The 11,797-nt window shown below is 64.2% G+C and carries 11 protein-coding genes; 6 read left to right on the top strand and 5 right to left on the bottom strand.

The genetic code is table 11. The annotated features are described in order from the left end of the window. The 5 genes from FVW20_RS17085 to neuC form a co-directional block, all read left to right on the top strand. Positions 1-601, top strand: a 601-nt coding sequence (locus FVW20_RS17085; RefSeq protein WP_196610528.1) for a glycosyltransferase family 4 protein, incomplete at its 5' end; no start/stop codon positions are given. 127 nt (positions 602-728) lie between these two features. Next, entirely contained in the window at positions 729-1,457 is a 729-nt protein-coding gene (locus tag FVW20_RS17080; protein WP_231039207.1) for an acyltransferase, read from the top strand. Positions 1,458-1,633: 176 nt separating this feature from the next. Continuing rightward, positions 1,634-2,398, top strand: a complete 765-nt coding sequence (locus FVW20_RS17075; RefSeq protein WP_196610527.1) for an acylneuraminate cytidylyltransferase family protein — start codon at positions 1,634-1,636, stop codon at positions 2,396-2,398. Continuing rightward, positions 2,383-3,417: an N-acetylneuraminate synthase family protein gene (locus FVW20_RS17070; RefSeq protein ID WP_196610526.1), complete on the top strand. Its 1,035-nt coding sequence runs from the start codon at positions 2,383-2,385 to the stop codon at positions 3,415-3,417. Before FVW20_RS17075 ends, FVW20_RS17070 begins: the two co-directional genes overlap by 16 nt. After that, a complete protein-coding gene (neuC, locus tag FVW20_RS17065; RefSeq protein WP_196610525.1) occupies positions 3,410-4,636 on the top strand; it encodes a UDP-N-acetylglucosamine 2-epimerase in 1,227 nt (408 codons plus the stop codon). The genes FVW20_RS17070 and neuC overlap by 8 nt, the downstream gene beginning before the upstream one ends. Here neuC and FVW20_RS17060 read toward each other — a convergent pair. The 5 genes from FVW20_RS17060 to FVW20_RS17040 all read right to left on the bottom strand — a co-directional run bounded on the left by FVW20_RS17060 (position 4,629) and on the right by FVW20_RS17040 (position 9,890). Then, on the bottom strand, positions 4,629-5,582 hold the full coding sequence (locus tag FVW20_RS17060; protein WP_196610524.1) for a polysaccharide deacetylase family protein: 954 nt from the start codon (positions 5,580-5,582) through the stop codon (positions 4,629-4,631). The genes neuC and FVW20_RS17060 overlap by 8 nt on opposite strands. Continuing rightward, positions 5,579-6,733: a polysaccharide pyruvyl transferase family protein gene (locus FVW20_RS17055; protein WP_196610523.1), complete on the bottom strand. Its 1,155-nt coding sequence runs from the start codon at positions 6,731-6,733 to the stop codon at positions 5,579-5,581. The genes FVW20_RS17060 and FVW20_RS17055 overlap by 4 nt, the downstream gene beginning before the upstream one ends. Beyond that, complete coding sequence (locus FVW20_RS17050; protein ID WP_196610522.1) at positions 6,730-7,662, bottom strand: radical SAM/SPASM domain-containing protein; 933 nt, start codon at positions 7,660-7,662, stop codon at positions 6,730-6,732. Before FVW20_RS17050 ends, FVW20_RS17055 begins: the two co-directional genes overlap by 4 nt. Positions 7,663-7,677: 15 nt before the next feature. Further along, a complete protein-coding gene (locus FVW20_RS17045) occupies positions 7,678-9,093 on the bottom strand; it encodes a hypothetical protein (protein ID WP_196610521.1) in 1,416 nt (471 codons plus the stop codon). A gap of 86 nt (positions 9,094-9,179) precedes the next feature. Further along, positions 9,180-9,890 carry a class I SAM-dependent methyltransferase gene (locus tag FVW20_RS17040; RefSeq protein WP_167128336.1) on the bottom strand — a complete coding sequence of 237 codons (711 nt, stop codon included), beginning with the start codon at positions 9,888-9,890 and terminating at the stop codon, positions 9,180-9,182. A gap of 286 nt (positions 9,891-10,176) precedes the next feature. Here FVW20_RS17040 and FVW20_RS17035 point away from each other — a divergent pair. Further along, positions 10,177-11,797 (top strand): glycosyltransferase family 2 protein (locus FVW20_RS17035; protein WP_196610520.1); only part of this gene is annotated, 1,621 nt, incomplete at its 3' end.

Raw genomic sequence — 11,797 nt, 5'->3', positions numbered from 1 at the left:
GGCCCTGCTGCGCCGCCTGGCCGACGCCCCCCCCGCAGCCCCGCCTGACGGCACCCCGGGCGGTGCCCCAGGCGATACCCCGGACTGGCGGCTTGTGCTGGCAGGGGGCGCGCTGCCGTGGGAAAAGGAACGCCGCTACTTCGAGGAATGCTGGCAACTGGCCCGGCACAACCCGCGCGTGCGCATGCTGGGCCCCCTGCCGCCGGAAGAAGCCACCGCGCTCATCCGCGACGCCGACCTGCTGCTGGTGCCCTCGCAGGGGGAAAGCGCGGGACCGCTGGTGGTGCTGGAGGCCATGGCCCTTGGCACCCCGTGGGTGGCCACGCCGCAGTGCAACGCGGTGCACGACGAAGGCGGCGGCGTCATCGCTCCGCTGGAGGACTTTCCCCGCGTGATCGGAAGGTTGCTGACACGACCGGACCTGGCGGACGAACTGGCCCGCAACGGACGCACACACTGGGAACGCTGCTTCCGCTGGGCCACGGTGGCCCCGCTGTTCGACGCACTGGTGCGCAACGGTTCCCCCCCCGCCGGAGCACGCATGCCCGACGACCTGCGCACTGCACGGCAGCGGCTGGCGGACGCCGTACTGGGCGCGTGACGGTGGGACACGGACCACCACCCTTCCGGAACATTCCGGACCTGAAAGACGAACCCACGGTGCCGCTGTCCGCAGCGGCATGACGTATCAGAACGCCATTGACCGCACGGGGGCCGGACATCCGGACATGGGGTTTCGCCGCAAAGGGCGGCAACTCTGCGCGGCCCCCTGTCGCACGGGAAAAGCAATGCCTGAACAGAGCACCGCATTCCGACGCTTTCAGGGCGTTTCCTTCGGGAAAAACGTCCAGATACTGGGCCTGGCCAACGTCGCCATCGGGCAGGGATCGGCCATCGGGGACGACACCTGGATAAATGTCTGCGACCGTGATGATCGGCTGCGGCTGGTCATTGGCCAGCGCGTCCTTGTGGGAAGGCAGTCCATGATCTCGGCAGGCGGCGAGCTTGAAATCGGCGATTTCTGCCTTTTCGCCCCCCGGGTCTTCGTTTCCGACGCAGACCATGTGGTGGACAATATCTCGCGCCCATACAGCGAGCAGGGGTTCACCAGAGGCAAGGTGGTGGTGGAGGAAAACTGCTGGCTTGGCATCAACACCGTCATCACGGGTTCCATCACTGTGGGCAGGGGATGCGTCGTCGCAGCCAACGCCGTCGTCACCCGGGACGTGCCGCCATTCTCGGTGGTGGCCGGTGTGCCCGCCGTCATCCTGAAGATGTTCAATCCCGCGACCAACGCATGGGAGCACGTGCGCACCCCGGAGGACAGCGAGCGGATCGCGGCTGCACGCACCGTCCACGGGCTGCCCAGCCGCGAGGAATACCGCTTCATCCTGCACCGGACCTCAAAGGTCGGTCATCTTTCACCGCTGCTCGTAGGCAGCGGACAATGCCTGTAACGGCTGGCGAGCCCCGACAAATTCCTGACGAATCCACGACCACGCAGAAAAGAATCCCGCCGCGCCTTCTCCCGTTCTTTTTGGGGCCATGCCCCGTCCCGCATGCAGTTCGCAAGGCACGTTGCATGCGGGACCACTTTTTGCATTTCCCCTCCCACCACGAGGAAAAAACGACCATGCCAACTCCAGCACCCCACAACGCCGAAACTGCCGGGCCGATTCTCGGGCTGATCACTGCCCGTGGGGGGTCCAAACGGATTCCGGGAAAGAACCTGCGCATCGCAGGCGGCAAGCCCTTGCTGGCATGGACCATCGAGGCGGCCCTGCAAAGCCGCCTGCTCTCCCGTGTCGTGCTGAGCACCGACGATCCGCAGATCGCCGCCGCCGGGCGCCTGTACGGAGCCGAAGTACCGTTCCTGCGCCCCGCCGAACTTGCCACCGACACCAGCGCCCACATCCTGTGCGTGCTTGATGCGCTGGACCGACTGCGGGATCTGGATGGATTTGCTCCAACGGCGGTATGCCTGTTGCAACCCACCTCTCCCTTGCGCCAGGCCTGCGACATCGATGCCCTGTTAACGCAGGCGGCGGCAACGCGCCCCCCTGCCATGGTTTCGGTGAATGCCTGCACCGAACATCCGTATTTCGCCCGGTCCGTGTCGGCCACCGGAGAACTCATGCCGTTCGTGCCGCAAAACCTGGCCTACGCCCGCGAGCAGGATCTGGAACCCGCCTGCTTCATCAACGGGGCCATCTACTACAACACCGTTGAGTCGCTACGAAAACACAAGACGTTCTATCCGGAAGGGCTGCGGGGTCACCTCATGCCCCGGGAGCGCTCCCTGCAGGTCGACGAGCCGTTCGACCTGCACCTGGCCGACCTGCTCCTTTCCAATCCCATGCCCTCCACAGCCAGGAGCACCGGATGCGAGAATTCGTGATCGCCGGTCGGCCCGTTGGGCCGGACCATCCCCCCTTGGTCATCGCCGAAGCAGGCATCAACCATGAAGGCAGCCTGGAAAAGGCCTTGCTCATGGTCGAGCGCGCCCACGAGGCCGGATGCGAATGCGTGAAGTTCCAGTGCCACGTCATCGAAGACGAGATGATTCCCAACGACGTGGTACCCGGCAACGCCACGGAAAGCATCTGGGACATCATGAAGCGGTGCGCCCTGACCCGCGACGAGGAACGCCTCGTCAAACAGCGCGTCGAGGAACTGGGCATGCTCTACCTGTGCACGCCCTTTTCGCGTGCCGCCGCCGACCGGCTTGAACAGCTCGGCGTGGCTGCCTACAAGATCGGCTCGGGCGAGTGCAACAACTACCCGCTGATCCGCCACATCGCGAACTTCGGCAAGCCGGTGATCCTCAGCACGGGCATGAACGACCTGTCCTCGATCAGGCCGGCCGTGGACATTCTGGAGGCGGCAGGAACGCCGGTGGCCCTGCTGCACTGCACCTCCATGTATCCGACCCCCTACGACAAGGTTCGCCTGGGTGCCCTTGCCTCGCTGCGCCAGGCTTTTCCGGACGTGGTTCTGGGGCTCAGCGACCATTCCCTCGGCAACTACACCTGCCTGGCCGCAGTGGCCCTGGGGGCAAGCATCCTCGAACGGCATTTCACCGCAGACAAGACCTGGCCCGGCCCCGACATCCCCATTTCCATGGATCCCGCCGAACTGCGCGACCTGATCACGGGTTCACGCGCTGTCTTCGCGGCTCTGGGGGGCACCAAGAGCATCCTGCCGGAGGAACAGCCGACCATCGACTTCGCCTATGCCAGCGTTGTCGCCATCCGCGACATAGCCCCCGGCGAGGCCCTGAACTCCGCCAACATCTGGGTCAAGCGGCCCGGCACGGGCGCCATCCTTGCGGCCCACTACGACGCCCTGATGGGGCGCCGCGCAGCGCGCCACATCCCGGCCGACACCCAACTGGCATGGGAGGACATCGATGCCTAAGCGCAAGATACTTTTCATCAGCGGCACGCGGGCCGACTTCGGCAAGATCCGCCCGCTCATCCAGGCCCTGGACAACGATGCGCGTTTCGAACATTCGCTGTTCGCCACCGGGATGCATACCCTCGCACGGTACGGCTTCACGGTGGACGAGATATTCAAGACCTTCGGCTCGGCGCGCCTGGAAAAGGGCTTCCGCAATGTCCATGTCTTCATGAACCAGGTCCACGGCGAATCCATGGACCTGGTGCTGGCCAACACCATTTTCGGCCTGTCACGCTACGTCAGCGAATATCAGCCGGACATGATCGTGGTTCACGGGGATCGCGTGGAAGCCCTGGCCGGCGCCCTGGTGGGATCCATGCGCAACATCCTTGTGGCGCACATCGAGGGCGGGGAACTTTCCGGCACCATCGACGAGTTGATCCGCCACTCCATTTCAAAGGTGGCCCACCTGCACTTCACCGCCAACGAAGAAACACGCGACCGGCTCATCCAGATGGGAGAACGGCGCGAAAGCATCTTCACCATCGGCTCGCCGGACATCGACATCATGCTTTCCGACGACCTGCCCGATCTGGAAGAGGTGCGCGCCTACTACGGCATCCCCTTCGAAAGGTATGCGGTTGCCCTGCTGCACCCGGTGACCACCAATCCCGCCGAAACGAGGCGCGAGGCCCGGGCCATGGTCAAGGCCATGCTTGCCTCGCCGCACAACTTCGTGGTCATCTACCCCAACAACGACACCGGCAGCGACTTCATTCTCCAGGAATACGAATGCCTCAAGGGGCATGCCCGCATCCGGATATACCCGTCACTGCGGCTGACCAGCTTTCTTACACTGCTCAAGCACGCCGACTTCCTGGTAGGCAATTCCAGTGCCGGAGTCCGCGAAACCCCCGTCTACGGCGTCCCCTCGATCAACATCGGTTCACGCCAGGCCAACCGCTTCGTCTGCCCGTCCATAGCCAACGTTGCCGGTCGGGTGCCCGACATTCTCACAGCCATGGAAAACGCGCGCGCCGCCACCTGCTTCGAGCCGGTCTACCACTTCGGACGCGGCGACAGCGCCAGACACTTCCGCGCTGCCCTTGCCGACGAGGCCGTATGGCAGACCCCCCGGCAGAAACAGTTCGTGGACATCATCCAGCCCTTGCCCACCCCGCAGCCGCAGGCGGAAAAGACGGGGCCGCGCTCGCGGCGGCTGGCACTGGTCAAATAGACCGGGCGACCGAAAGGGCATCCCCGTCCACGGCCCGCCCATGGGGAAACAGGTTGCAGTCGTACCGGGGCAGGGCCAGCGGTCGTCGACGCAGATCCCACGGGGCGATGTCGCGGTCCTCCACGTTGAAGGCGAACCGCACCCCATGGCGCGCAAGGATCGTCTCGGTGAGGGGACCGAAGCTGTGCCACCCCCCGTACGGATAGGCAAACCACTCCACGCATCTGCCGATCACGCCGGAAAGCGCTTGCAGGCTGCCGGTTATCTCCGCCTCCTGCTCCAGCGGCGAAAGCCTGGACAGCAACTCGTGCGTGCGGGAATGTCCGCCCACGATCATGCCCATGCGCTCAAGCGCCCGTACGTCACTCTCTGTCATGTACAGGCGTGATGCCCATGCCGTGCCGGAAAGATGCGACGCGCAAAGGGCATCCAGCAACGCCTGGCGCTCCGTTCCGCTTGCCTGGTAGTTCAGGATCCGCTTGAAGCGTGCGGCGGGTCCTTCGGGCTGATGCCGGTAGGTATCCGCGGCACGCCGTGCATCTCCCTCGCCCGGCAGGCGCCGGTCGCCCAGCAGCCCGTCCAGGGCATCCAGCATGGCACCCCCCCCATGGCGCCCCAGCAACAGGTGGATGCGGTGGACATCCAGTATGCGCCCTGTCTCCAACGGTGCCGTGGGCACGAAAAACACGCCAAAGGTACCCCGGCGCTCCAGTTCGTGCGCCACCAGTTGGGCGTGCTCGACCAGCCCGTCGTCGAACGTGGGGACGAATACGTCAGGCAGGGGCTGGCCCCGTTCCAGAGCTTCCTCGAATTCCTCGCGGGAGGCCAGGCGCCCCACGCTCTCGAACCAGTCGAGCTGACGGCGGAACGAATCGAAGTCCAGGTACGTGAAATACGGAAGCTCCGGATCGTGGCGCCTCACGTAGTGGTACATGACCGCCTTCACAGGACGGTCTCCAGCCACGCCCCCACGGTGCCGAGAAACGCGGTGGCCTGCCCGCGCACCATGACCATGCTTGCCTCATACCGCTTGCGCAGCCCCGGCAGGTCCTTCAGGCTGGCATCCAGCAGCCCCGCAAGGTTTGCGGCGAAGTCCGGATCAGCCGTGGCAAGGCAGCGGTCGGGCAGGTTCACCTCGCGGTAGAGTTCCCGGATCTGCGGGTGCGTCACGAACCCGATGGAAGGCACATTCAGGCCGATGCTGCACACGTTGGTATGGAACCGATTGCCCATGTTGAGGGCACAACGGGCGTAGGTATCGAAGATGTAGCGTTCGGACCCCGGCCCGTGCAGGTAGGGCGCCACCGTGGTGCGCCGCCGCAGGAGCGGGTCGGGGAATCGCTGGCAGAATTCGCTGATCAACGAAAAATCCTTCCAGATGTGCGGGTAAAGGACCAGGTTCAGATCCGGATTCCGGGTCAGGCTGTCGGCAAGAACGGACGCAAGGTCATCAAGAAAGCGCCGCACCCCGGAGCCATCCTGCCCGCCGAAACGGAAATCCGGCATGTCGCCCGCAAGATTCAGGCCGATGGTCCTGCAATCATCCTGCAGTTCCGGATGGTAATGGGACTCTGGCCGCACGAAGAAACCACCGTCCGGCATCATGTGCAGACGATCGGCGTACGCATCCCCCAGCACGGTGCGGGCAGACTGCTTGGAGCCGTCGTTGCGCACCGAAACCAGGCAACGCTCGCTGGCCAGCACCATGTCAAGGAACCCTTTGAACCGCTCGACGCAGACCTCGGGCGCGCCCATGTACGGGTCGAGCCCCAGCGCGTAGAAAAGCGTGGGCGTGCGGATCATGCCCATTATTTCCTGCGGGATCGCCACGCTCGTGCCCGTGGGGGAATGCTCCACCCACAACTCGAAGTAGTTACCCCCGCCGATGACCAGCAAGTCGTACGTGTTGGCAAGGGCGGCGAAATCCTTATCAAACGCACGCATTTTCCAATAAAATTCGCGCATTTCAAGCTGATGGAAATGAAACCTGTACCCGGGAAGGCAGGTGCGCCACAATTCATGCACGCCATTGTGGTTGGCGTTGTCGCCTATGTTGCCCTCGAAGCTGGCAAGATGGAGTACGCGTACGTCTTTCATGGACGAACATCCTTGTCGGCAAGTTCCGAAACAAGAGGGGCATAAGGCGCATCCGTACCATTCACGCAGTTCCCGCACAGCGTGTTTTCCAGGCTTGCATCCATGTGGCGCTTGCGCATGGTGGCACACAACGGAGAATTCCAGGCTTCCGCAAGCGGGGTCACGTTAAGGTCCACTGCGGCCAGCGCATTCTTGAAGTCGAAGCAGCACAGATTCAGGTATCCTTCTGCCGTCACATGCAACCGATTGAACACCATGGGGCACGGGGCACGGAAAAAGCGCTCCACCTCCACCCCTTCCTCGCCGGGAACCCTGCAGGTGCCGTGCACGTAAAATTCGTCGATGCGGGGTGCGAACTCGTCGCGCAGGGCCAGAATGCCCTCTTTCGTGGCGGCGGTATACGTGGAGGATACGTAAATCTTGAAAGCGGCGCCCGATTCTTCGCGGTACGCGATGACGCGACGCAGGCGGTCTATCACATGGGAAAAGACATCAAGACCATGCGTTGCTGCATAGTCGTCCGGCTTCCCTGCATTGATGGAAAATTTGAATGAATCAATGCCCGCATCAATGACGGCGACATAACTTTTCCACGATCCTACCGAGCCATTTGTGGAAAGATACACATATTCGTAGCCAAGCTGCTTGGCCAGGGCCACCATGTCTGCCAGCCTTGGATTGAGAAAAGGTTCCCCCCGCAGGTAGAATCCCACCTCGCGCGTACCCAGGGCATAGGCCTGGGTCAGGATGGAGGCGGCCCTGTCCATGGGAAGATTCCTGTGGCGGTGCGGTCGCTTGTCATTGCCGCAGAACAGGCAGGACTGATTGCAGGCGCTGCTTGGCTCCAGCATCAGCACATGCGGAAAGGGTGGCTGTGCCTCGAACACGGTTGCCTTGGCGATGGTCTTGATGCGTTCACGTATGCTCATTGCGGTCTCCGTTGCTTATTGCCGCCGCTGGTAGACGGCATCGAACCCATGCTCCATCAGACGTTCGTGCTGGACCCGGGAAATGAACCGTCCGTCTCCCAGGCACTCCAGCACCGCCCGCACATCCGGATCATCCGCCAGTTGCGCCAGGTTCTCCTGCATCCACACGCACCCGTCCTGCGGCTGGGGCGTAAAGCGCGTCCAGATGCGGCCGCAAATCTGCGAAAGGTAGTAGGCCAGCCAGGCCTCTCCTTCATGAACGGGCGGCACGTCCGGAGTCGCCAGCGCATCTTCGATGCGCCGGAGGTACTCCTCGCGATTCCGGGGGAGCGGAGTGAACGACAGCCCGGCGTAGAACGCCTCCGCCATCATTTCCACCTTGCGGCCCAGGATGGCAGCCTCAAGCCCCAGCGTGGTGACGAAGGGCAGCACCAGCCTGCAGGACCGTATCAGGTCATAGGTGTTGACCGTGGCATCGCAACGCAGCAGGCGAAAGCGGTCACTCGCCCCGAATTGCCGTTCCAGCGCATCCAGCATCGCGTCGTTGCGATTCGCAAGACGCGCTTCGTAGGGGTGCTGCCGCACCAGTACGGTGGCGCTCGTGCGATCCAGGATGTGCCCGATCGTCACGGTGAGCCATTCGCTGGAATCGTTGAACAGACGATGCTTTCCGAGCGCCGACGAGTCGTTCTCCAGATTGAGCGGAAACAGCACGTCACCCCGCACCGCATCCCTGTCGGGCGATGCCGTACCGGCGGAAACAGGTTGGAAGTGGTACTTGTCCACACCCTCGAGGCGAAGACGCAATTCCCGCGCACCGATTTCACGGGCAAGACCCACCACGTGCGGGTCGTCTGCCAGAAGCGGGCCGAGCACCTTGGGCACGTCGTCCAGGTGCGCCGCCACGGAATTGACACCCGTGGAAACGGACCCGGGGCCGCTATCGTAGGTAGTGACAACCGTGCCAGCCTTGCGCCCGGCATGCAGCAACAGGCCCGTGTGGCGAAAGATGCCGCCCGGCAGGACAAGCCGGGGCGGCGCGTAATCCCTGAAGAATCCCAGTATGCGCGGCAGGGAGGGGGCAATGGCGGCAAACTGTTCGGCCGTATGTCGCGCCAGTTCCCGGCAGGGGACCGGCGACTTCCACCACCACAAGGCATTTAGCGCGGCCAGTCGTCTGGCGGCATCCAGGTCGTCCCGGTCATGCGGAGCTTCCGCGCACTCGCTCAGGCGCACCACGGGAAACCCGGCCCGGACCATCCCCTCGATGGCGACGGCGATGCCCGCCTGCTCATCGGAAGGCACCCGGAACGCCGGAAGGTCGTCCCATACCAGCACCACCTCCCGTCCTGCCTGCCGCAACAGCATGGCCACGGTCATGCTGTAGAAGGGAACCAGGGTGGCCAGCCAGGGCGCCAGATAGACGAACACGGGCGAGCCGCCCCGCACCGGGTTACCCCCCTCTTCCAAGGCCCTGGACTGGAAGGCCAGAAAGGCCTGCACCATTGCACCGTACGTCATGGCCTGATTTCCAGCACGTAGCAGTTGATCAGTGTGCAGAGACCGTTGGTAAGCAGGCGCTGCCCACTCTCGTCCCGGAACGTCCATGACCGGAAAGGATTATCCGAAACGGGGGCAACATCCACGTCAAGAAGAAACGGCTCGAAGGTGTGCCTGTCCGGGCCGAGCAGATCGTCCAGGCAACGGGAAACGCCGGCCCGGGAATGAATGTACAGGGTGGTCCAATCCCCGGCATCTCCGGCTGCACGATAGCGGCTGGCCACATCCAGGGGGTAGGGATTGAAAATGCCAAACAGGTAAACGCGCCCCCCCGGCTTCGTCCAGCCCACCAAGGTTTCGAGTGCGGGCTTGATCTCGGGCAGCGAAGAATGCACGCCGTTCATGAAAACAAAATCTTGACTCCCTGCTTCCATCCGGGCCGCATCAGTGACCGAACCCACCGAAAACCGGGCTGCAGGCACCATGCTCTGGGCCTTTTCCACAAGTTCCGGCACAAGATCGAAGCCAGTCCCGATGGCCTGAGGATGCACCTTCAGGAAATGGTACAAAAATTCCCCGGCGGCGCAGCCCGCATCGCACACCTTGGCCCCCGGGGGCACACCAACCCTGTCCGCGACCAACGCTGCAAGGTGCTTGAAAATTTCCTTGGGCTGCTCGTAGCGGTTCTCATGCAGGTAAATTTCGCGATCACGGGTTTGGCTGGACATGGTTCCTTCCAGTGTTCTGCGGTGAGTTTACTGCGCCCTTCATGCACACTTCATACCAACAACACGGTCAACAACCACCTCTCCCCACAGCTGCCGACCACCCAACCTGGTGGGCACGCAGTGAAACATCCCGCATGCCCGCATGCCGCACAGGCACGCCACATGCATGGCGGACGACATCTCTTCGTGCCCTCCCTGCGGATTGTACCGCCTGCACGGTTGCGCTACCCTGCATCGCGGCAGCACTCACCGCCATCCACAGCCACCCCAACCTCGGCAGGTTTCGATGTCGGACCACCTGGAAGCATTTCTACCGTCAGAAGACCGGGACTACCTGGTTTCCGCCATCGTTTCCGTCTACAAGGCCGAACGGTTCCTTGCCGGGTGCCTGGACGACCTGCTGGCCCAAACCATTGCCGACGACATCGAGATCGTCATCGTCGATTCCTGCTCGCCCCAGAACGAACGCGCCATCATCGACACCTACCTCGCGCACCACGGCAACATCACCTACCTGCGCACCCCCCAACGCGAAAACGTCTACGCCGCGTGGAACCGTGGGGCGGCGGCGGCGCGGGGCCGGTACCTGACCAACGCCAACAGCGACGACCGCCACCACCCCGCCTGCCTCGGCCTGCTGGCCGCCGCGCTGGAAGAACGCCCCGACCACGTGCTGGCATACGGCACCAGCTTCACCACCGGCACGGAAAACGAAACCTTCGCCGAGAACGACAGGTCGCGCCCCTTCCTCACGCCCGCACCGTTCGCCCCCGCCACGCTGCTGTATTTTCCCTTCGGCCCGCAGCCCATGTGGCGGCGCGACCTGCACGACAGGATCGGCCCGTTCGACGCCACATACTCCGCCGCCGGGGACTGGGATTTCGCCATCCGGGCATCGCTGGCGGGCGGGGTGGCGCACGTGCCCGAAGCCATGGGCCTGTACCTTGCCCATCAGGGGGCCATTACCTTCCGTGATGACACCATGCGCAAGGAAAACGAGCGGATACGCCGTTTCTGGCGCAGGGCGGACGTCATCGAACAACTGTACGCCATGGCGGGCGCCCCCTTGGCAACGCCGGAACAGCAGGCCGACGTCCACCACGACATGGGGCTGCGCGCCCTGGAATTTCTGACGCCGTGGTCGGATGGCGCGTTCGGGCAGGATGCGGACTTCGCGCGCCGCTGCTTTCTGCATGCCCTGCGCCTGGCCCCCGGTCGCGACGCCCCCAGGCTGTCGCTGGCCATTGTCGATGCCCTGCGGGGGGACGTGCACAAGGCCGTCACGACGCTGGACGAACTGCGCGCTGGCCCGTGCGCGGCACTGGCGGAACGGAACCTGCGCGTCATCGCACGGGCCGCATCCAGGCCCGGCCACCTGCTTTCGCTGCGCCACGCCCCCTCGCCGCTGGGCTTTCCCCCGCAACTTTCGCTGGCCGCCGCCCATGTCGCGGACATCCCGTCCTCCAGCACAGGCAGCACGGGCAGCACAGGCAGCACGGGCAGCACAGGCACGGGGCGGGACGGTGCCGACCGCACCGGAGCGCCCCGCGTGCTGCTGTTCGGCGAATCCTTCCCGCCCGACCAGGGAGGGACGGCCCCCCGTACTGAAAAATCGGCAAAGCCCCCCCGCCCTGAAAAAACGGAGACGGCCCGCCAACTGGAAGAACTGGGCGCGGCACTCGCGCAGTCGGGATATGCCCCGCACGTGGTGACCGGGCCACGCCCGGAGCGCGCGGAACCTGCCCCGCACGGCATCGCCGTCACCGAAACCGGACTATGGGGCACCCCCGGCCTGCCCGACCTGTACCGGCTGGACCGGCTGGCCGAAAGCGGCGTCACCCGCGCCGCCCTTCTCGCGGGCCCTCCCGGCGCGTGGCTGCTGCCCGCATGCAGGCTGCTGCGCAAGC

Origin of the sequence: Nitratidesulfovibrio oxamicus, assembly GCF_015731765.1 — a bacterium.
Taxonomy (GTDB): Bacteria; Desulfobacterota; Desulfovibrionia; order Desulfovibrionales; family Desulfovibrionaceae; genus Cupidesulfovibrio; species Cupidesulfovibrio oxamicus.
Note: the sequence above shows the minus strand (reverse complement) of the source record. Positions and strands in the feature narration are given on the sequence as shown.

Bases quoted from the DNA above. Each gene is read 5' to 3' on its own strand.
- FVW20_RS17080 (WP_231039207.1), top strand. From the start codon at position 729: ATGGGGTTTCGCCGCAAAGGGCGGCAACTCTGCGCGGCCCCCTGTCGC.
- FVW20_RS17075 (WP_196610527.1), top strand. From the start codon at position 1,634: ATGCCAACTCCAGCACCCCACAACGCCGAAACTGCCGGGCCGATTCTC.
- FVW20_RS17070 (WP_196610526.1), top strand. From the start codon at position 2,383: ATGCGAGAATTCGTGATCGCCGGTCGGCCCGTTGGGCCGGACCATCCC.
- neuC (WP_196610525.1), top strand. From the start codon at position 3,410: ATGCCTAAGCGCAAGATACTTTTCATCAGCGGCACGCGGGCCGACTTC.
- FVW20_RS17055 (WP_196610523.1), bottom strand. From the start codon at position 6,733: ATGAAAGACGTACGCGTACTCCATCTTGCCAGCTTCGAGGGCAACATA.
- FVW20_RS17050 (WP_196610522.1), bottom strand. From the start codon at position 7,662: ATGAGCATACGTGAACGCATCAAGACCATCGCCAAGGCAACCGTGTTC.
- FVW20_RS17040 (WP_167128336.1), bottom strand. From the start codon at position 9,890: ATGTCCAGCCAAACCCGTGATCGCGAAATTTACCTGCATGAGAACCGC.